Raw genomic sequence first — 19,920 nt, forward strand, 5'->3', positions numbered from 1 at the left:
TATTCCGGGAAAGCCCCGTGCCCTTGTGGCACGGGGCTTTTCTGCGTTCCGGACGGCGTGGGGCCTTTGCCCGTCGTCAGTACGGGGTCGTCGGTACGGGGGCGCTCGCCCGGCCGTGCCCGGCCGCACGTGTCCCGCCGGCTCCGTCGGAGGTAAGTGGCGAGACGCGGCGTCTTGTTTTGACGAGGCAGGTGGCGTACTCTCGATGCATAGCGAGACGAGACGTCTCGTATAACTCTGTCGTCCACGAAAGAAGACACCACTTGCTCCGTACTGCTGCGGCACCCCGCGTCCACGCCAACGTCTCTCAGCTCACTGTCACCGATGTCAGCAAGCGCTACGGCCATCACCTCGTCCTGGACCGCGTGTCGTTCTCGGTCCGGCCCGGGGAGAAGGCGGGGGTCGTCGGGGACAACGGCAGTGGCAAGTCCACACTGCTGGGGTTGCTTTCGGGCGCCGTGCGGCCCGACAGCGGGGCCGTCAGGGTCGTCGCCCCGGGCGGCACAGGGCATCTGGCGCAGGCCCTCGATCTGCCCGGAACCGCGTGCGTCGGCGATGCCATCGACGTGGCACTGGCCGAACTGCGCGGTCTTGAGCGGCGGATGCTGGCGACGGGTGAATCGCTTCGCGGGGGCGACGCTTCGGCGTACGACCTCTATGCCTGCCTGCAGGCGGAGTTCGAGGCCCGCGAGGGGTACGACGCCGACCGCCGTGTCGACGTGGCCCTGCGTCATCTCGGCGAGTCGGCCGGCCTCGATCGATCGCGGCGGCTCGGCACCCTCTCCGGTGGGCAGCGCTCCCGTCTTGCTCTGGCAGGGACGCTGGCCTCCGCTCCCGAGCTGCTGTTGCTCGACGAGCCGACGAACGACCTGGACGACGAGGCGGTGGCCTGGTTGGAGGAGCGGCTGCGCGCCCACCGGGGCACACTCGTCGCTGTCACTCACGACCGGACGTTCCTCGACCGGGTCACCGACACGATTCTCGAGGTCGACCACTGCACCCGGTCCGTGCGCCGCTACGGCGACGGTTACGCGGGCCATCTCGCCACCAAGGCCGCTGAACGTGCCCGGCAGGAGCGGGAGCACGAGGAGTGGCGCACCGAGGTGGCCCGGCAGTCCGTGCTCGCGGACGCGCACCAAGGGCGTCTCGCGGCGATTCCCCGTAAGGGGCCGAGAGGTTTCAGTGGTGCCGGTGCGTTCAGGGCGCGCTCACGGGCGCACGGCGCCATGGGGCGCATCAGGAACGCGCGCGAGCGGTTGCAGCGGCTCAACGAGTGTCCGGTGTCCCCGCCTTCTGAGCCGTTGCGGTTCACTACGGGCATCGAGGGGGTGGCGGACTGCCCGGTGGAGGTGGCTGATCTGGCCGTGCCGGGGCGTCTGCTGCTGGATTCGTTGTATGTACCCGCAGGAGGCCGGCTGCTGGTGACCGGGCCGAACGGCGCCGGCAAGACCACGTTGTTGCGGGTCCTGGCCGGAGAGCTGAGGCCTGAGGCAGGCGCTACGGTGCGGCGGCCGGGGCGGGTGGGGTTCCTGCGCCAGGTGTCCGTCCCGGCCTGTGCCGAGGAAGGGGGCCGTTCGCTGCGGGCGGCCTTCGGGGAGGACCGCGCGGACGAACTGCTCGCCCTCGGTCTCTTCCGCGAAGCCGACCTGGACCGGCCGGTGCGGGAGCTCTCCATCGGGCAGCGTCGTCGTCTGGAGCTCGCCCGTCTCGTCACCGGCTCGCACGATCTGCTGCTGCTGGACGAGCCGACCAACCATCTCGCTCCTGCCTTGGTGGAGGAGCTCCAGGCGGCCCTCTCCGCTTACCGGGGGACTCTCGTCGTCGTCACGCATGACCGGCGGCTGCGGTCGGCTCTGCCGGCGGCGGCCAGGGAGCTGGCGCTCCCCGGGCGGGGCCGGTGAGCCGTGCGGGGGAGCCCGTGTCGTTGCTGCGTGAGGATCTGGTGCGTCTAGGTGTGCGAGCGCACGCGGGGAGACGTCGAGTGCCTCTTCGGGGACCCCGTGGCCGCCCTCGGCGAGGACGGCCCCGGGGTGCGGAGGGACTTCGCCCGTGCGGCGTCCCACGACCGTGCACTGGCGCTGGACGGCTGACCGGGCCGGTGAATCTCGTTTGCCGTGGTGGGGATGGCGGGGGACGATCGGCGGATGGACTACATGGTGCGTGCGGTGCGGGCCGACGAGTGGGAGCGGGCCAGGGAGATCAGGCTGGTGGCGCTCCGGGACCCGGCTGCCCCGATCGCCTTCCTGGAGACGCACGAGCAGGCGCTGGCCAAGCCGGACGCGTTCTGGCAGGAGCGGACGGCGAATGCCGCGGCGGGGGAGTTCGTCCGCCAGTTTATCGCCGAGGCGCCCGACGGCCGGTGGGCGGGGACGGTGACGGTGCTCGTCGAGCGGCAGGGGGGAGAGCCCGGTTTCGGTGAGGCCGTCGAGGTCGACCAGGGCCATCTGGTGGGGGTGTTCGTCCGGCCGGGGCACCGCGGGCGCGGGCTGGTGGACGCGCTGTTCCGTGAGGCGATCGACTGGGCCTGGTCGTTGACCGAGCCACGGTTGGAGCGGGTGCGCCTCTACGTCCACGAGTCCAACGCGCGGGCCGAGGCCTCCTACCGCCGGATCGGGTTCGCACCGACGGGGCGGACCATGCCGATGGAGGGTGACCCCACGGCTCTGGAGCTGGAGTTCGACATCCGGCGTCAGGCCGAGTACCGACAGTGGTCGTCCTCGTCGCAACCATCAACGAACGGCTGACCGCTCAGAGAGAGCGCTGCATGCACACCAACTGCTTCCGCTCATCCCACGATCGGGTGGCGGTGAAGCCGAGCCGTTCGTACAGAGCGATGGCCCCGGTTCGCCATTCCCACACCGACAGCCGGACAGTGTGCACCCCCTCCTCCGCGACTTGGGTGAGCGCAGTGCCGAGCAGGGCCGAGGCAACGCCACGGCCACGGGACTCCGGGTCGGTCCAGAGCCTCTTGATCTCCGCCTGCCCGCTGTTCGGGGAGGTCACCACCAGGCACCCCACAACGGTGTCGCTCAGGAGAGCCACCAGGACGACATCGCCGGCGAACGCGGTCAGAGGGTCGGTGATCTCTGCCCGGTAGCGGTCCGGCAGCCCGTGCACGTCGGCTACCGATGCGCCCTTCTCGGCCTCCGTCCGCAGATGGTAGGCGGCCAGCAGCGCGGCCAGGCCGTCCTCGACCGGAGGGGTCCGGCCTGGCCAGCGGACGACAGCTACCTGACGGTGATCAGTCATGACGCCAGCATCACATGAGAGGCGGCGCGGTCTCCCCACGGACTTGCGGTACACGCCCTGGCCGTGGGGGAGGTCAGTTCGGCCCGACCGCCGGCAGGCCCTCCCGCCAGCGGGCCCTGGCCTGTTCCTCGGAGCGGAGGAGGACCAGGGCGGGCATTCCCTGGTCCCGGCCGGCTGACAGCAGTTCCGGTAGCTGGGGAAGCGGAGCCACGGCCGCGACGTCGTCGAGGACGAGCGTCATTGGTGGGTCGAGCCGACCGTCGGTTGACCGTGCGGCCATGCGGCGGCCGTGCTCGACCACGTGCGAGGCGAGTGCGGTGAGCAGGGGCATCGCACCGGGGTGGTGGCGGGGATCCTCGATGGATTCGCCGACCACATAGAGGGTTCCCCCTTCATGGGCGAAGGAATCCAGCACGAGCGCGTCGGATCGGTTGGGTGTGCACGCCTCCCGGATGTGGACAGAGGAGAGGGCGGCGAAGATTCGTACGGTCAGTTCCTGCGCCAGATCACGGCGTTCGGGATAGGCGGTGAGCGCGGACTCCAGGAGGCCGGCGAGGCCGGACGCCGCTCCGGGGTGGGTGCGGAGCACCCGCACCGGGTCCTGGCCGCCCGAGCCGGAGGCCCAGCGATGGACCTGGCGGAGGGGGCGGCCGTCCACGGCGGCGGCGTGCAGCCAGCACCGGAGCAGGGTCTGGGCGGTGTCGGCGACGGCCGCGTCGATCCGGGCGAGGGGGCGGACGGGCGCGAGGAGCGCGGCCGCCCGGGAGGCCGCGGTGGCGGGGTCCTCGCAGCCGGCGGTGGGCGACCAGTGGAGGCGGGCAGGGGTGTCGCAGAGGTGGCCGGGGTCGTAGACCAGGACCGGGCCCAGCTTGCTCCGGGCGTCCTTCGTCTCGGCCCACACGGTGGGGTCCGAGGTCACGACCAGGGCGGGACCGACGGCGTCCCGGACGGCCTGGACGACGGTGGGGCGCCGGGTGGCGGAGGCACCGTAGACGACGACGGGGGTGCGCGGCGTGGGGACCAGGGGGGAGGAGGTCTCCTGCGCGTATGCGGTGAGCGGTGCGACGGGGGCGGCCTCCGGTGCGCAGGCCGTGGCAGTTGTGGGGTCCGTGGCCGTCTCGGGGGGTGCAGGGGCCCAGGAGGCCGCGACGCGCGCGGGAGCCGGGGGCGCCTCGGCGGGTGTCGCCTTCCGCGCAGGCTCCCGGGCCGCCGGGTGGGCGCGCGGGGCGTCCTCTTCGGGAGCGTACGGTGCCTCATTCCGGCGTTTCCGGACGAGTCGCCAGCGCGCCACCACACCGACCACGAACACCGCGAGGACCAGGAGCACCATCACCTCACCGATGAGCAGGCCCCAGAAGAGCCCGTAGCCGGAGAGGTCGCCCGGCGGGGTGTCCGGCCAGGCACCCGGCAGGTCGGTCGGCTCGACGGCCAGGGCGCGCAGGGCCAGCGGTGTCCGCATGAACGTCACACCGTCGGGCCATCCCCCGTGGGCGAACAGCCCGGCCAGGCCGGTGGCCGTCCAGGCCAGCACCGTCAGCCCGAAGAGGAAGACCAGGAGGCCGATCAGCAGCCCGTCAGGGATGCCGCCCCGGTTCTCGCCGCCGTGCCCCGGACCGGGTGGTGCCTGGCGCGCCATGTCATGCCACCGTTGACTCGGACGACTCGTTCAGCCGTTGCTGGTGCTCGATCCGCGCGGCCCGCTGCTCCGCCTCCAGCTCCGCGGCCCGTACGTCCTCGGGGAGCAGATCCGCCGTGGACCCCTCGGTCATCGCGCGGTCGGTGAACACCAGGGGGCGTTCCGCTTCGGTGATCAGATGCTTGACGACCTGCACGTTGCCGTTGACGTCCCATACGGCGATGCCCGGGGTCAGCGTGGGGATGATCTCGACCGCCCACCTGGGCAGGCCGATGACCTTGCCCGTCGCTCTGGCCTCGTCCGCCTTCTGGGCGTAGATCGTGCGGGTGGAGGCCATCTTCAGGATGGCCGCGGCCTCCTTCGCGGCGGCTCCGTCGACGACGTCGCTGAGATGGTGGACGACCGCCACGAAGGACAGTCCCAGGCGCCGTCCGAACTTCAGCAGGCGCTGGAAGAGCTGCGCCACGAAGGGTGAGTTGATGATGTGCCAGGCCTCTTCGACCAGGAAGATGCGCTTCTTCCGGTCGGGCCTGATCCAGGTGTGCTCCAGCCACACGCCGACGATCGCCATGAGGATCGGCATCGCGATGGAGTTCCGGTCGATGTGCGAGAGGTCGAACACGATCAGCGGTGCGTCCAGATCGATGCCGATCGTGGTCGGACCGTCGAACATGCCCCGCAGGTCACCGTCGACGAGCCGGTCCAGGACCAGGGCGACGTCCAGGCCCCAGGCCCGGACGTCGTCTATGTCCACGTTCATCGCTTCGGCGGACTCGGGCTTCGGGTGGCGCAGTTGCTCCACGATGTCCATCAGGACGGGCTGGCGTTCGGTGATGGTCGCGCTGACGTACGCGTGGGCGACCTTGAGGGCGAAGCCGGACCGCTCGTCGAGGCCATGGCCCATGGCGACCTCGATGATCGTGCGGAGCAGGGCGAGCTGCCCGGTCGTGGTGATCGACGGGTCGAGCGGGTTGAGCCGGATCCCGTCGTTCAGGGCGGCGGCCGGGTCGAGCCGGATGGGCGTGATGCCCAGTTCCTGGGCGATGAGGTTCCACTCGCCGACGCCGTCCTCACCCTGGGCGTCCAGGACGACGACCTGGCGGTCGCGGAAGCGGAGCTGGCGGAGCACGTACGTCTTCTCCAGCGCCGACTTCCCGTTGCCGGACTCCCCGAGCACCAGCCAGTGCGGGGCGGGCAGCTGCTGCCCGTACAACTGGAAGGGGTCGTAGATGTAACCCTTGCCCGAGTACACCTCACGCCCGATGATCACGCCGGAGTCACCGAGTCCCGGTGCGGCGGTCGGCAGGTAGACGGCCTGGGCCTGGCCCGTCGACGTACGTACCGGCAGCCGGGTCGTCTCCACGTTTCCGAAGAGGAAACCGGTGAAGGCATCCGACAACGCGGACAGCGGATCTCGCATGGCGTGACTGCCCTCTCGTTAGCGACGGATGCCGGTGGCGAACGGCAAGGTGTTCACAAAGGCGCGGTGGTGCTCCCGGTCGCACCACTCCAGCTTCAGGTACGACTTGCCGGCCGAGGCCCGGATCGTGCGCTTGTCGCGGGCGAGTGCCTCGGGGGACCGGGACGACACGGTGATGTACCCCACCAGATTCACCCCGGCCGCGCCGCTCGCCAGATCTTCACCCCGCTGGTCGAGCCGGCCGTGGGCGGCGATGTCACGGGGGTCGACCGTGCGGTTCATCTTGGCCTGGCGGCTCGCCTCGGCGTCGTCGTTGGTCTTCTCGGTCAGCATCCGCTCGATGGCGACCTCGGTGGGTTCCAGGTCCATGGTGACGGCGACCGTGCGGATCACGTCGGGCGTGTGGACGAGGAGAGGGGCCAGGAAGTTGACGCCGACGGGAGTCATCGGCCATTCCTTCACCCAGGCCGTGGCGTGGCACCAGGGTGCGCGGGTCGTCGACTCACGGGTCTTGGCCTGGAGGAACGTCGGTTCCACGGCGTCCAGTTCGGCCGGCCAGGCGTTTCGCTTCGTCATCGCCTGGATGTGGTCGATGGGGTGGTCCGGGTCGTACATCGAGTGCACGAGGGAGGCCAGACGGCTCTGGCCGAGCGGCTGGCGTACCCGGATGTCGGCCTCGGCGAGCCGGGCGCAGATGTCGGTCAGCTCGCGTGCCATGACGACGGCGAGACCCGCGTCGCGGTCGATCCGGCGGCCGCCCTGGGGGCGGATCGCACGGGCCATGGCGTTGGCCTCGGCGGCCAGGTCGCGGCTGTAGTGCATGCAGGCGACGAGGTAGGCGCGGTGCTGCTCGCTGGAGGTGGAGACCATCGACTGGAGCTGGTCGTAGGACTCCTGGAGCCAGCCGGGCGCGTTCCTGTCACCGCGCTGGGCGACGTCCTTGGCGTGGGCGTCCGGATCGGCGGGCAGTGTGCGGGCCAGCATCTGGAGGCGTGTCACGAAGCCGTCGCCGTTGGCGACGTGCTTGAGGAGGGTGCCGAAACGGTCGACCAGGGCCTCCTGGTCCTCGCTGTCGCGCAGGCCGACGCCGGGGCCCTCGATCTCAATCGCCGCGGTGACCGTACGGCGGTCGGCGTGCAGCAGTACGGCGATCTCGTCGGGGCCGAACGGCGCGGCGAGCCAGCTGATCCGGCCGATGCCGGGCGGCGGCCCGATCTCCACCTCACGCCCGTCGGCGCTGACACCCGCCTCCATGGCTGCGGAACGGTAGGCCGTGCCGCGGCGCAGGGTGCGCTTGAAGCTGCGGTTGATCTCGAACCACTTGTAGAAGGTGCGGCCCTTGTAGGGGACGTACACGACGGCCAGGGCCAGCAGGGGGAAGCCCATGAGTGCCACGATCCGCAGGGAGAGGACCGGGACGAGGAGCCCGCTCATCATGCCGAGGAACGCTCCGGCGATGATCAGGGCGATCTCGCCCGTCTCACGGTTCTTGCCGACGATCGCGTTCGGCCGGGCGCGGCCGATGAGATACGTGCGGCGGGGCGCGATCGGGTGGGACTGAGTCGTCAACGCCCTCCACCTCCTGTGCTCGTGTTACCTGTGCTGCCTGAACCGCCGCGTGGGGAGCGGCTGCCGTGGGGGGTGCCGGAGGTGGGTCCGGCACCGCTGCGGGGCGAGGGCGCGGAGCCGCCGCCCGTGGTCCGGGAGCTGTGGGCGGCGACACCGCCGCTGGCCGGGTTGGCGGGGCGGGCGCCTCCGCCCCCGCCTTCGCCGCCTCCGCTGCGGCCGCTGTGGGTCTTGATGCCCTGGGAGACGAGAGCCGCGGGCGAGCTGATCATCGCGGCGGCCTGGGAGCCGTCGGTGGCCTGCTTGCGGTTCGTTCGGGCGCCCTGGATCTCGTCACCGAAGCCGGGGACGAAACGGTAGATCATCGCGGAGGCGAAGATGGCCAGGAGGATGATGGCCAGGCCGGACACGACGGCGGAGAAGGCGTTCGGCCCGTCGTCCGCGGAGAGCGCCCCGGCCAGTCCCAGCACGATGACGATGACGGGCTTCACCATGATCACGGCGATCATGATGCCCGCCCAGCGGCGGACGTGGCCCCACATGTTCTTGTCGACGAGCCCGGAGTAGACGACGACACCCAGCAGGGCACCGACGTAGAGCAGGGCGGCCCGGATCACGAGCTCGAGCCACAGGATGCCGGCGGCGAGGATCGACACGAGCGAGACGACGATGAGCATGATCGGCCCGCCGCCGATGTCCGTGCCCTTCTTCAGGGCCTCGGCGAACGATCCGAAGAACACGTCGGTCTGCCCGCCCGTCGCTGCGGAGATGACCTCGGTGACGCCGTCGGTGGCCGAGACCACCACGTAGAGGATGAGCGGGGTGAAGGCCGAGGCCAGGACCGTGAGCCACAGGAAGCCGATGGCCTCGGAGATCGCGGTGGTGAAGGGCACGCCCCTGATGGCGCGCTTGGCCACGGCGAAGAGCCACAGGACCAGGGTCAGGATGGTGGACGCGGCGAAGACGACGGCGTACTGGGTGCGGAAGGTGGGATTGGTGAAGTCGACGGTCGCCGTGCTCTCCACGGCCTCGCTGAGCTTGCCGACGAGGTACGCGGCGGCGTCGGCGCAGCCGCGGGCGAGGGAGGTGAGGGGGTCGAGGGCGTCGTCGGCGACGGCGGGCGTGCTGCGTGGGGCGCTGTCGCCGCCATCGCAGTAATCCCGTGCCGGGCCCGCGATCAGTTCGCAGGGGTCGCTACTACCTGACGGCGACGGAGTAGGGCTGGGTGCTGCCGAGGCGCGGGTTGCGAGCAGGATCAGCACAGCCTGTACGGCGCCGAACACACCGATGCTGTTGCGCACGCGAGTTCGAGGGCTACCGGGCATAGGTGAACCCTCCGAACTGATTTACTGCATCGGCAATTTCATCGGAGCCGGAGACGGGGTTGTCACCCGTCACCGGCGTCGGTCCTTCCTGCTGACCGGTCTCCAGGACCTTCCAGTCCGTCCCGTCCCACTTGAGGGTCATCGAAACGGTGAACCATCCGTTCGTGACGGGCTTGGTCGAGGTGTCACCGGTCAGGCCGAACAGGCCTGAGCACCAGACATCAATCTGGGCAGTGTCCGCCGAATAGCTTCTGACCTTCGTACCGGCTGGAAGAGTTCGGTTGACGAACGTCGAGCCGGTCGGAGCGCTTCCGTCCGCACTGAGACCGATCTGTGTGACGAACTGTTCCGAGTAGTCGGCATCGAAGCCTGCCTGAAGATCGTCGACTCTGCTGGCATCCGCGATCGCCTGGACAATGCCGTGTCGCCGGGCTTTGTTGAACATGCCATCCGACCCCAGCGCCACCGCGTAGTTCGCCGCCGCGCTCTGCGCCCCCTGCTCGTCGTGCGCGAAGCCCGAGGCGATCGTGCCGTTCTTGCCCTGGACCGGCTTCGTGCCCGTCGCGGCGGTGGGTCCTGCCTCCGCCGTGTCCGTCTTCTGCCCGCCGTCGCTGCCCGAGGCCCCGCCCCCGCCCTGGTTCGCGAACGCGATCGCCGCGATCAGCAGCACGACCACGCCCACCACCATGATCAGTGAGCGTGAGTTCCGTGCGGGCCGGCGGCCGTAGCCGTCGCCGTCGTCGGCGCCGCCGGGCAGGCGCGTGCGCGTCTGGCGGGTGCCGCCGAGCGTGCTGTACACGTCGTCCGGCCGGGCACCCGGATCGCTCCCGTATCCGCGCTCATCACCCTGGCTCATGCCGCGTCCGCCCCCTCAGCCGTGTGCAGTTCCGCGTGGTACGACGGTAGCGGTGCTGGGTGCCGCGTGGACGCGGTGTGGTGACTCGACATCAGGGGACGCAACCTCTGCCGGTGGGCACGACGGACGGATGGTGTGGGGTGGGCGGGGAGGGACCCGGGGGCAGGGTGGGGGACTGGCGGACGGTCAGACAGCCATCCCGTACACGATGGTGAAGAGCGTGCCCAGCGACCCGATGATGAAGACGCCGGTCAGCCCTGCCACGATCAGGCCCTTGCCCTGTTCCGCGCTGAAGGTGTCGCGCAGCGCCGTCGCGCCGATGCGCTGCTTGGCCGCACCCCAGATCGCGATGCCCAGACAGAGCAGGATGGCGATCGCCATCACCACTTCGATCATGATGCGCGCCTCGTTGCCCAGGGTCCCGAACGGCCCCCAGTTCGGGGCGATTCCGCCGATGATGGTGGTGATGTCGCCCTTTTCCGCTGCCAGGTTCATGTAAGTCACCGCCCCTGTCGGGTAGTTCGCAGCCCGCGCCGTGCGACACGAGTCGGTCTCTATCTTCGCTGATGAAACCGGCATCGCACGACGCCTTCCCGGGTCTCTTTACCCGGATCTCGCACGTTTGACCGGAGGAGGCGCCCTGACCTGCGGCTCCTGTCAGGATCCTCTTGCATATGCATGGTTACTCTGTGTATCACGCGCTGTGACGGCTAGCAACGACGGGGGCCACGGGTTCGGTGTCGGTTGATGCGTTCACGGGAGGCGCGGGATTCGTACGCGCTGTTCGAGAGCCGTGTGCGCTCCGGTGGCTTCAGGCCGACGGTCCGTCAGGCTCCGCCGGAAGAGGGTGGTCAGGCGGCGGAGGGTGGAGCACCGTGCGTAAGGGCGCCGGGCCTCGTGGTGGTGTGGTCCAGTGGGGTGGTGGCTTGAAGTCGCACCAGGAGCCGTCGAACGGGAACGCCTTGGACTCGGCGAGCCGGGCCACCCGTTCTCCCTCGGCGCGGATCTCCGGCGCCTCCCGAGTGGACCAGTAGGCGGGGTGCCCGGTCTTCTCGACGAACGACCGCTCGTCCTTCCATTTCCAGCTCCGGTCCGCCGCCACGGTGATGTCCAGCTCGTGATCGGACACGTCGATGTCGTCGCCGTGGTGGGTGCGGTGCTCCAGGTTCACGTACCAGCCACCGAACTTCTGCTTCCTCCCGAAGAACCAGAACACCGCGTGCCGGGCCCCGGCCGGCTGGTGGATGAGGGCGCTGCCCATGGGCCACCGGCCGGTCCTCGCCGGGTAGCCGTGGGCGGGCCGGTCCTCGGGGGCGATGTCCCTGAGATGAGCGCCACGGGGCAGCCGCGTACGCCACATCGGTGTGCCGGTCTCCAGCCACAGGAACTGGCCTTCGTCCGTGCGTTCGACCAGGCGTACGGGTACCGAGGAGCTCAGGTGGCCGCCGATGAAGAGGTTCCAGCGGAGGATGCGGCCCGCCGTCACCCCGGTCCCTGCATCGCGTCCGGCTGTCCTCATCGGGTGAGGAGTGCCAGGTCGCCCGCCGTGAGCCGCAGGGCGCCGGCGGCCACGTTCTCGGCGAGATGGTCAGGGTTACCGGTGCCGGGGATGGCCAGCACGTGCGGTCCCTGGTGGAGGGTCCAGGCGAGCCGCACCTGTGCGGGCGTCGCCCCGTGCCTGCGGGCGACGGTCAGCACCGCCTCGCTCTCGGCGCGGCTCGCTCCGCCCTCGCGGCCCTCTCCCGCGATGGCGAAGAACGGTACGAATGCGATGCCCTGGTCACCGCAGGTGCGCAGGAAGGCGTGCTGGTCGGCCGGGGCGTCGATGCCGTACGCGTTCTGTACGCAGACCACGGGCGCGATGGCCCGGGCCTCGTCGAGCTGTTCCGGCGAGGTGTTGGAGATCCCGAGGTGGCGGATGAGCCCGGCCTCGCGGAGCTCCGAGAGGGCGCCGAAGTGGTCGGCGACGGACGCGGAGGCCTGGCCGGCCGGGAGGCGCAGGTTCACCACGTCCAGGTGGTCGCGGCCGAGCTGGCGCAGGTTCTCCTCGACCTGGCCGCGCAACTGCTCCGGAGTGGCCCAGGCCCAGGCGCCGGAGGGGTCTCGGCCGGGCCCGACCTTCGTGGTGATGACCAGGTCGTCGGCGTACGGCGCGAGCGCGCTGTTGATGAGTTCGTTGGCCGATCGCAGGGGTGAGAAGTAGAAGGCGGCCGTGTCGATGTGGTTCACGCCGAGGTCGACGGCGCGACGCAGGACGTGCAGCGCCCGGCCCCGGTCGCTGGGGGTCGCGTCGGCGAAAGCCGTGCCGTTCTGGGGGAGGCGCATGGAGCCGAAGCCGATGCGGTTGACCGTCAGGTCGCCGAGCTTCCAGGTGCCGGACGCCGATGCGGTGATCGTTTCCGATGATGAGGCCATCATCGGATTCTTTCACCGGGTGTCAGGTTTGTTAGGTCTTCCCGGCGTTGCTGTGCCGGAAGCCGGACCTGCCGGCCGTGTTGCCGCCGTGCTGCCGGTCAGGTGGAGGGCGAGCCGGCCGGTGGCGGGTGTGGTGCCCGGAAGGTGAACGCTTCGGGACCTTCGCCGGTCTCGCGGATCAGGGCGACCCGGTCCATCGCCTCGTCGACGCTCGGGCGGTGTCCTGCGGGGACCCACCACAGGGCGTGGTGGAAGTCGGCGAGACGCTCGAACCACTCCCGGCGGCGGGCCAGCACCTTGAGGTGCGCGCTGCGGTACGTGTAGTCCTGCAGGGCTTCGACGGATTCCCAGACGGAGCAGTTGATCAGGAACAAGTCGTCGTCGTCCTGGGGGCGCAGGCCCGTCGAGTCGGCTCCGCCGTCGTCGACCATGCGCCAGACGAAGCCGGGGGACCGGTCGGCGAGGGCGTTGATCTCCGGGAGGTGCGCGACGAAGTCCGCCAGTTGGGGACTGTCGAGCGGGGCGAGCATGCGCCCGACGTTGACCTGGGCGAGGTGGAATGCGTTCACGGGGCCAAGCATGCCCGGGTGGACGTTCTAAAGTCAATGAAATTTATTTTTAGAGGTTCCAGACCTTTCTAGACCTCCCGGGCTGCTCGCAGGGACACGCAGCACCCGTGCGGAAGCGGATCCATCTCCGCGTTCCAGTCGTCACCCGCCGGGAGTCCGGCGAGGAGACCCTCGATCCCGGCCAGGTTCATTCCGCAGACCAGGGCGGGGAACTGATCCGCCAGCGCGTGGAACGGGCAGTTGTTCAGCCGCACCTTCTCGCCGTCCCGGTACGGCTCGTAGCCGCGTGCACGCAGGGCCTCGACCGGATCGGTCTCCCCGCCCGGCGCGCCGCCCTCGGACTCACCCGCCGCCCTTGCCGCCGCCTGCAGATCCGCGTCGAGCCCGGCCCGTTCCACCACCTCGGCGAGGAGCCGGCTCACCGTGTCGTAGGAGCGGGGCGGCACGGACACCGCGTGCTCGCCCTCGGCGCGCCGGTACATCTTCGAGGGCCGCCCGGCGCCCGGCCCGCTGCGCCCCGAAAGCCGCCGGAAGCAGACCTCCAGCAGCCCCGCCTCGACCAGTTTGTCCAGGTGGAACGCCGCCAGTGAACGGGAGATCCCGGCCGCCTCGGCCGCCGCGTCACGCCCCACCTCGCCCGGCGTCGCGGTGACGTGCCGGTACAGTCCACGCCGCACCGGGTCTCCCAGCACGACCAACGCCTCGAGGGCGGAATCCTCACTGCTGCTCACGGCACGATTCTAAGACCAACGGCGGTTGGTGCTACCGGGCGGCGGAGGCCGACCGTCGGGCGGGGCGGCTCCGTCAGGGCCTTCCGCGCAGGACAGCTGTGAAGCTGCGGCCGTAGGCCTGGCGGGTCGTGATGTCGATGCGGGTGCCGCCGGACACATGGCGGACGCGGACTCCGGAGTCCGCCGAGACGCGCCGCAGACGCCGTCCGTGGAGGGTGACCGATACGGAGCTCCGCGTCGTCGTGGGGTCGGACACCGCGACGCAGTACGTGCCGTCCCCGGCCCGCCGCAGCATGACCGACGCCGGGCCGTCGACCGATAGGCGTCCCACCCGGTGTGCGCCCGGAGTGAAGGCATTGGCGGCGGTGATGCCCAGGCCGGTGTGCGCCGCGGCCTGGAGGCGGACCGTGTTGGACAGGACGGTGAGCGGGCCGTGGGCGTAGGACGCCAGTTGCCGCGCGGAGGCGTTCGGGACGAGGGCGTGCGCCATGGAGGCGGGCGGTTCTCCCGCAGCCTGTTCGTAGGACAGTGTGAAGACCTGCTTGGTCACCGCGGTGTCCGCGTTGGCGAGACGGACGAGGCGCCTGCTGCGCGTGACCGTGTCGAGGGCGACGGTCACCGGCGGGCCGGACAGGAAGACGTACCCGACCGCGGTCCTCTGCTCCTCGTCGGCGTACCGCAGCCAGGCGGGCGGTGTGGACGCGGCCCGCTGCCAGGGGGTTCCGTCGCGGAGGCCGCCGGTGAGGACGACGGGTGAGGAGGGGGCGGCGATGCGGCTGTCGACCGTGGTGGTCACCGCGCGGCCGGCCGGACCGGTCACGCCCGCCGAGAGTACGAGGATCTCGTCGTCGAACATGAACCACGACCTGGTGGCGTCGGCAGCCCGGTACGCGACGAAGTCCTCGGGCAGCTTCCCCGCCTGCTGGGCGGCGTACGCGGCGTCGTCGGACAGCACGAGACCGGCGGCCCCGTAGGCACCGAGACGCGCGCCGCCGGAGAACCCGTGGGTGGCCCGTGGGAAGTAGACGTACGTGTTCTGCGACTCGGAGGACGAGGTGAAGCCGTGCTCGGGGCTGTCGTACCAGAGGGTGCCGTAGAGCTCGGGGACGGTGCGCCGCGTCTCGACGGGTGCGGTGACGCCCGCGAGGCGGTGCGGCTCGACGGCGGTGAAGTAGTCGACGCCGAACGCCTGCCTCTGGTCCGCGCCGGAGAGGTAGAGGTAGTGGGCGCCGGTGCCCTGGAACCAGGGCATCAGGTTCTCGCCGCTCATGTACTCGTACATGCTGATGCGCGCGGAGCTGCGGGCGAGGGCGAAGGCGTAGCCGGGACGGCGGTGGACGGTGCGGTCCATCGCGTTGAACGCGGCGTGCGAAGCGGCGGGCGTGAGGTCCCTGGCGGGAGCGGACGAGGCCAGGATGTCGGCGTAACGGGCGATGCTGACGGGGGAGACGAAGGACGTCGTGTCGATTCCCGCCCTCGCGGTCTGCCGGATGTGTCTGACGTATCCCTCGAGCGCCTCGGTGTCGCCGCCGGACGTGTGCGCGGAGAGGTCGACGACGGCCTCCACGACGGCGGTGACGTCCGCGTACCCCGTGCCGGTCCGTGAGACGGCACGCCCCTTGACTATCTCCATCATCCAGCCCTCGAAGACCAGCGGGGCGAAGCTGTCGGTGACCCAGTTCCGCACGACGCCGGTCAGGCTGTCGCCGGGGACGTAGCCGGTGCCGTCGAGCATCTTGATCGTCTGGACGATCCGGGTGAGCAGGCCCTTGCCGTACGAGCCCGTGTAGGCCACCGAGCCGTGCTGGACGAAGGAGCCGTCGGCGTAAAAGCCGTCGGTGACCCCGTGGCGGGGCCGGTACGGGTCGATCGTCGAGAAGACGGTCAGCTGGTCGGCGAGGGCTTTGGTGATGCGTGCGTCGTCGGCGAGCAGGGCGCCCTGGAGGATCCGGTTCGTCGTGATGTCGGCGAGGTTGGCGCCGGTGTGGAAGCGCGAGTCGAGGTCGACGTCGCCGTCCTCGCCGTTGCGCAGGTACGCGTCCATGGACGCGACGTACGCCGCTGGGAGCTCCGGCCGGTACGCCGCGACCTCGTCCCTCAGGAGGACCAGGGTCCTGGTCGCGTGGGCCGGGATCCCGATCTCCCAGTGGAACCAGTTGCCGTAGTAGCCCTTCGACTGGTCACCGAACCAGCCCTCGTGGAGGGCGGCCAGGCCGTCGACGACCCGGCGCCGGATCTCCGGGTCGCCGGAACCGCCGGTACCGGGTAGACAAGCGGCCAGGGCGATCTCGTAGAGGTACTGGTACGACGTGCTCAGGTTGGGGTCGCTCGTGCCGAGCGGCAGTCCCTCGAAGAGCTCGCCGTGCCCGGCACCGTCCATCGCTGCGAGCCGGGCACGCGCCGTCGCCCGCAGGGAGGCGAGCTTCGGGGCGACCTCGGGCCGGGCGTTGGACGCGGTGGTGCCCGTGAGGACCGCGACGGTGTTGCGGAGGAGGGCGGTCCGGTCCGCGTCCGGGGATGCCGGTGAGCCCGAGGCGGCGGGCCGTCCCGGCCGGGGCTCTGCCCCGGCCCGCAGGGCCTGGGAGATCGCCCAGAGCGTGGCCGCCGGGATCACGGTCAGTGCGGATCGACGCGAGAGCTCCACCAGCACGCTCCAGAATCCGGCGCGTAAGCGCTTGTTCCCCGTGCGCCCAGCCAAGCAACGGTCGCTCGGCGGTGTCAACGGCAGGGACCGTTGTCAGTGGCCTCGATTACGGTCGGTGGCATGACGACTCCTGCGACGGCTCCTGCCGACGGCCACCATGTCATCCAGGTCCGCGGCGCGCGCGAGAACAACCTCGCGGATGTGTCGCTGGACATCCCGAAGCGCCGGCTGACCGTGTTCACCGGGGTGTCGGGGTCGGGGAAGTCCTCGCTGGTCTTCGGCACCATCGCGGCCGAGTCCCAGAGGCTGATCAACGAGACGTACACCGCCTTCGTCCAGTCGTTCATGCCGGCGCTGGGGCGGCCCGACGTGGACGCCCTGCACAATCTGAGCGCCGCGATCGTGGTCGACCAGGAGCGGATGGGAGCCAACTCGCGCTCGACCGTCGGCACCGCCACCGACGCGTACACGATGCTGCGGATCGTCTTCTCGCGCCTCGGCACTCCCCACATCGGCACGTCGGGGGCCTTCAGCTTCAACCTCCCGGAGGGTATGTGCCCGCGGTGCGAGGGAGTCGGCGAGATCTCGGACATCGACATCGACCAGCTGGTCGACCGTGAGAAGTCGATGAACGAGGGCGCCATCACCGTGCCCAACTTCGCTGTGGACTCCTGGTACTGGCAGGTCATGGCCCGGTCCGGTTTCTACGACCCGGACAAGAAGCTCAAGGACTTCACGGAGCAGGAGTGGGCCGACTTCCTCCACAAGCCGCAGACCAAGGTGAAGGTGGACAGCAACAACCTCACGTACGAAGGGCTCGTCCAGAAGGTCCAGCGGACGATACTCAGCAAGGACCGCGACGCGATGCAGCCGCACCTCCGCGCCTTCGTCGACCGGGCCGTGGTCTTCCGCGAGTGCCCGGACTGCGGAGGGACGCGGCTGACGGCCGCCGCCCTGTCGTCGAGGATCGACGGGGTGAACATCGCGGAGTGCGCCGCCATGCAGATCAGCGACCTCGCCGCGTTCGTCGGGCGCATGGACGACCCCGGTGTGGCGCCGCTGCTGACCGGACTGAAGGACCTTCTGGACTCACTCGTCGAGATCGGCCTCGGCTACCTCAGCCTGGACCGGCCGGCCGGCACGCTGTCGGGCGGTGAGGCGCAGCGGGTGAAGATGGTGCGGCACCTCGGATCCAGCCTGACGGATGTCACCTACGTCTTCGACGAGCCGACCATCGGGCTCCACCCCCATGACATCCGCCGGATGAACGACCTGCTGCTGCGCCTGCGCGACAAGGGGAACACCGTGCTCGTCGTCGAGCACAAGCCCGAGGTGATCGCGATCGCGGACCATGTCGTCGACCTCGGGCCGGGTGCCGGGACGGACGGCGGGCGGATCTGCTTCAGCGGTGACGTCGCCGGGCTGCGGGCCTCGGGCACCCTGACCGGGCGCCACCTGGAACACCGTGCGCGGCTGCGGGACGAGGTGCGCAAGCCGACCGGGCAGCTGTCCATCGAGGGGGCGGACCTGCACAATCTCCAGGATGTGAGCGTCGACATCCCGCTCGGCGTCCTGACCGTCGTCACCGGGGTGGCGGGGTCGGGCAAGAGCTCCCTGATCCACGGCAGCCTGCCCGCCGGGCAGGGCGTGGTGGTCGCCGACCAGACACCGATCCGTGGCTCACGACGCTCGAACCCGGCGACGTACACCGGTCTGCTCGGCCCGATCCGGACGGCCTTCGCCAAGGCCAACGGCGTCAAGGCTGCGCTCTTCAGCGCCAACTCGGAGGGCGCCTGCCCCAAGTGCAACGGGCTCGGGCTCGTCTACACCGACCTCGCCATGATGGCCGGAGTCGCTTCGGTGTGCGAGGAGTGCCAGGGAAAGCGGTTCACGCCTCAGGTGCTCACCTACACCCTGCACGGCAAGAACATCAGCGAGGTCCTGGCGATGTCGGTGGCGGAGGCCCATGACTTCTTCACGTCCGGTCAGGCCCGCGCGATCCTCGGACGGCTGCGTGACGTGGGGCTCGGCTACCTCCGGCTGGGCCAGCCGCTGAACACCCTGTCCGGTGGAGAGCGCCAGCGCCTCAAGCTCGCCATCCACATGGCGGAGAAGGCCGCGACGTACGTACTCGACGAGCCGACCACCGGACTGCACATGGCCGACGTGGACCAGCTCCTCGCACTGCTCGATCGGCTGGTCGACGCGGGCAACACGGTGATCGTCATCGAGCACCACCAGGCGGTGATGGCTCACGCGGACTGGATCGTCGACCTCGGCCCCGGGGCCGGGCACGACGGGGGCCGGGTGGTCTTCGAGGGGACTCCGGCCGACCTGGTCGCCGACGGTGGCACGCTCACCGCGCGCCACCTGCGGGAGTACGTCGAGGGCTGACGGGGCGCTGACCGCCGTGGGCAGGGGTTTGTGCGTCGCGCCGGCCCGAGACGGGCGGTGACGGGCTCGGCCGTCCGGCACGGCGGTATCACCGTGGGCGGGTGTCCTCCACCTGTCCGGACGGCAGGTGCGCGACGATCAGCACGACCGCGCTCAACAGGAACACCCGGGTCGCCGCTTCCAGCCCGTTCCAGTCCGCCGACTGCCACATGGAGAACCACTCACCGCCGATCGCGATGAATCCGGCGCCGAAGAGCAGCATCAGCATGAGCGTGCCGTACGTCGTCATGCGACGCGCTGCCGTGTGGTCCCGGCGTATCCACAGCCAGGTGGCATGGAGCAGTACGAGCGCGGCCACCGTCTCCCACACGATGATCAGGACGTACGCGGCGTCCTGGACGGTCTTGTCCGTGATCGCCCGCCACATCACGTCGTCGTCCTTGAAGGTCGTGTCCATCGCGAGCACGTGACGCACGAACTGCTGGTTGGTGCCGAAGTCGGTGATGTTCCCGAAGGCGACGAGAGCGATGTAGAGGGCGAGGACGCCCGTGAGGGCGGTGGCGGCGAGGGAGAGGGTGTGCCTGCTGCTGGTCATGAGCACACCCTTCCCCGGGCCGTCACCGGTCAGTCAACCAGTGGGCCTGCCCGGTGGGTTGCCCAGGCGTGCGTGGCAAGGCGGCTGTTGAGTACGTCAGTTGCCTGTGGCGGTGTCGTGGGCGTCCGTGAAGTGGTCGAACTCGCCCGCCACGACGCCCTGGGTGAACACCTTCCACTTCTCCGCGGTGGTGGTCACCACCGTGTCCGGGTCGCCGGTTCCACGGAGGTGCACGAGGCCTCCGGGGGCGAACGCGATCTCGATCCACGGGCCGGTCCCCTCCGCGTTCTCCGGGGCGGCGCGGGTCCAGGTGAGGCCGGCCGGGGTATCAGTCACGGGCGTCGGCCTCCTTCACGGTGCGGATGAGGGCGGCCAGGGCGGACGGGGTGGTCCGGAGTATCGCGCCGCCGGGGTCGCTGCTCTCGGTCACTGCGACGAGGTTCTGGTCGGCGGCGACGTGTATGCACGAGTTGCCCTGGGCGCAGTAGGACGACTTCTGCCAAACAAGTGCTGACATGGC

At 70.2% G+C, this 19,920-nt stretch carries 19 protein-coding genes; 4 read left to right on the plus strand and 15 right to left on the minus strand.

All coding sequences use genetic code 11. From position 1 onward, the window contains the following. The first annotated feature begins 263 nt into the window (after positions 1 to 263). From ACHFIV_RS00005 to ACHFIV_RS00015, 3 genes are read left to right on the plus strand one after another with little or no spacing between them, the layout of a single operon-like run. Entirely contained in the window at positions 264 to 1,901 is a 1,638-nt protein-coding gene (locus ACHFIV_RS00005; protein WP_398961619.1) for an ABC-F family ATP-binding cassette domain-containing protein, read from the plus strand. 51 nt (positions 1,902 to 1,952) lie between these two features. After that, positions 1,953 to 2,090 carry a hypothetical protein gene (locus ACHFIV_RS00010; protein WP_398961622.1) on the plus strand — a complete coding sequence of 46 codons (138 nt, stop codon included), beginning with the start codon at positions 1,953 to 1,955 and terminating at the stop codon, positions 2,088 to 2,090. A gap of 54 nt (positions 2,091 to 2,144) precedes the next feature. Further along, positions 2,145 to 2,744 (plus strand): GNAT family N-acetyltransferase, encoded by a 600-nt coding sequence (locus ACHFIV_RS00015; RefSeq protein ID WP_398961624.1) that lies wholly within the window; start codon positions 2,145 to 2,147, stop codon positions 2,742 to 2,744. Positions 2,745 to 2,748: 4 nt separating this feature from the next. Here ACHFIV_RS00015 and ACHFIV_RS00020 read toward each other — a convergent pair whose 3' ends face one another. From ACHFIV_RS00020 to ACHFIV_RS00075, 12 genes are all read right to left on the minus strand, one after another. Beyond that, on the minus strand, positions 2,749 to 3,249 hold the full coding sequence (locus ACHFIV_RS00020; RefSeq protein WP_398961627.1) for a GNAT family N-acetyltransferase: 501 nt from the start codon (positions 3,247 to 3,249) through the stop codon (positions 2,749 to 2,751). Between the two features lie 73 nt (positions 3,250 to 3,322). Beyond that, a complete protein-coding gene (locus ACHFIV_RS00025) occupies positions 3,323 to 4,885 on the minus strand; it encodes a type IV secretory system conjugative DNA transfer family protein (RefSeq protein WP_398961630.1) in 1,563 nt (520 codons plus the stop codon). A 1-nt stretch (position 4,886) separates the two neighbouring features. Next, entirely contained in the window at positions 4,887 to 6,305 is a 1,419-nt protein-coding gene (locus ACHFIV_RS00030) for an ATP-binding protein (protein ID WP_398961632.1), read from the minus strand. Positions 6,306 to 6,323: 18 nt separating this feature from the next. Continuing rightward, positions 6,324 to 7,874 (minus strand): SCO6880 family protein, encoded by a 1,551-nt coding sequence (locus tag ACHFIV_RS00035; protein ID WP_398961635.1) that lies wholly within the window; start codon positions 7,872 to 7,874, stop codon positions 6,324 to 6,326. Continuing rightward, positions 7,871 to 9,196, minus strand: a complete 1,326-nt coding sequence (locus tag ACHFIV_RS00040) for a hypothetical protein (protein WP_398961637.1) — start codon at positions 9,194 to 9,196, stop codon at positions 7,871 to 7,873. Before ACHFIV_RS00040 ends, ACHFIV_RS00035 begins: the two co-directional genes overlap by 4 nt. Next, positions 9,186 to 10,052, minus strand: a complete 867-nt coding sequence (locus ACHFIV_RS00045; protein WP_398961640.1) for a hypothetical protein — start codon at positions 10,050 to 10,052, stop codon at positions 9,186 to 9,188. Before ACHFIV_RS00045 ends, ACHFIV_RS00040 begins: the two co-directional genes overlap by 11 nt. A gap of 186 nt (positions 10,053 to 10,238) precedes the next feature. Then, entirely contained in the window at positions 10,239 to 10,547 is a 309-nt protein-coding gene (locus ACHFIV_RS00050) for a hypothetical protein (protein WP_283522860.1), read from the minus strand. A 316-nt stretch (positions 10,548 to 10,863) separates the two neighbouring features. Next, positions 10,864 to 11,571: a DUF402 domain-containing protein gene (locus ACHFIV_RS00055; RefSeq protein WP_398961643.1), complete on the minus strand. Its 708-nt coding sequence runs from the start codon at positions 11,569 to 11,571 to the stop codon at positions 10,864 to 10,866. Further along, a complete protein-coding gene (locus ACHFIV_RS00060) occupies positions 11,568 to 12,470 on the minus strand; it encodes an aldo/keto reductase (RefSeq protein WP_398961645.1) in 903 nt (300 codons plus the stop codon). Before ACHFIV_RS00060 ends, ACHFIV_RS00055 begins: the two co-directional genes overlap by 4 nt. A gap of 95 nt (positions 12,471 to 12,565) precedes the next feature. Continuing rightward, positions 12,566 to 13,036, minus strand: coding sequence for a DUF3291 domain-containing protein (locus tag ACHFIV_RS00065; protein ID WP_398961648.1), 471 nt, complete (start codon positions 13,034 to 13,036; stop codon positions 12,566 to 12,568). 68 nt (positions 13,037 to 13,104) lie between these two features. Continuing rightward, entirely contained in the window at positions 13,105 to 13,767 is a 663-nt protein-coding gene (locus ACHFIV_RS00070) for a helix-turn-helix transcriptional regulator (protein ID WP_398961651.1), read from the minus strand. A 73-nt stretch (positions 13,768 to 13,840) separates the two neighbouring features. Continuing rightward, a complete protein-coding gene (locus ACHFIV_RS00075) occupies positions 13,841 to 16,411 on the minus strand; it encodes a polysaccharide lyase family 8 super-sandwich domain-containing protein (RefSeq protein ID WP_398962341.1) in 2,571 nt (856 codons plus the stop codon). Between the two features lie 120 nt (positions 16,412 to 16,531). Between ACHFIV_RS00075 and ACHFIV_RS00080 the strand changes: the two genes are divergently transcribed. Then, positions 16,532 to 18,805: an ATP-binding cassette domain-containing protein gene (locus ACHFIV_RS00080; protein WP_398961655.1), complete on the plus strand. Its 2,274-nt coding sequence runs from the start codon at positions 16,532 to 16,534 to the stop codon at positions 18,803 to 18,805. 88 nt (positions 18,806 to 18,893) lie between these two features. On the opposite strand, the gene ACHFIV_RS00085 is transcribed toward ACHFIV_RS00080, so the two are convergent. From ACHFIV_RS00085 to ACHFIV_RS00095, 3 genes are all read right to left on the minus strand, one after another. Next, positions 18,894 to 19,400, minus strand: coding sequence for a DUF2165 domain-containing protein (locus ACHFIV_RS00085; RefSeq protein WP_398961658.1), 507 nt, complete (start codon positions 19,398 to 19,400; stop codon positions 18,894 to 18,896). A gap of 96 nt (positions 19,401 to 19,496) precedes the next feature. Then, entirely contained in the window at positions 19,497 to 19,736 is a 240-nt protein-coding gene (locus tag ACHFIV_RS00090) for a DUF397 domain-containing protein (RefSeq protein WP_398961661.1), read from the minus strand. Continuing rightward, positions 19,729 to 19,917 (minus strand): DUF397 domain-containing protein, encoded by a 189-nt coding sequence (locus ACHFIV_RS00095; RefSeq protein ID WP_398961664.1) that lies wholly within the window; start codon positions 19,915 to 19,917, stop codon positions 19,729 to 19,731. The genes ACHFIV_RS00090 and ACHFIV_RS00095 overlap by 8 nt, the downstream gene beginning before the upstream one ends. Between the last annotated feature and the right edge of the window lie 3 nt (positions 19,918 to 19,920).

This window comes from Streptomyces sp. ALB3 (assembly GCF_044385685.1).
In the GTDB taxonomy this organism is placed as follows: Bacteria; Actinomycetota; Actinomycetes; order Streptomycetales; family Streptomycetaceae; genus Streptomyces.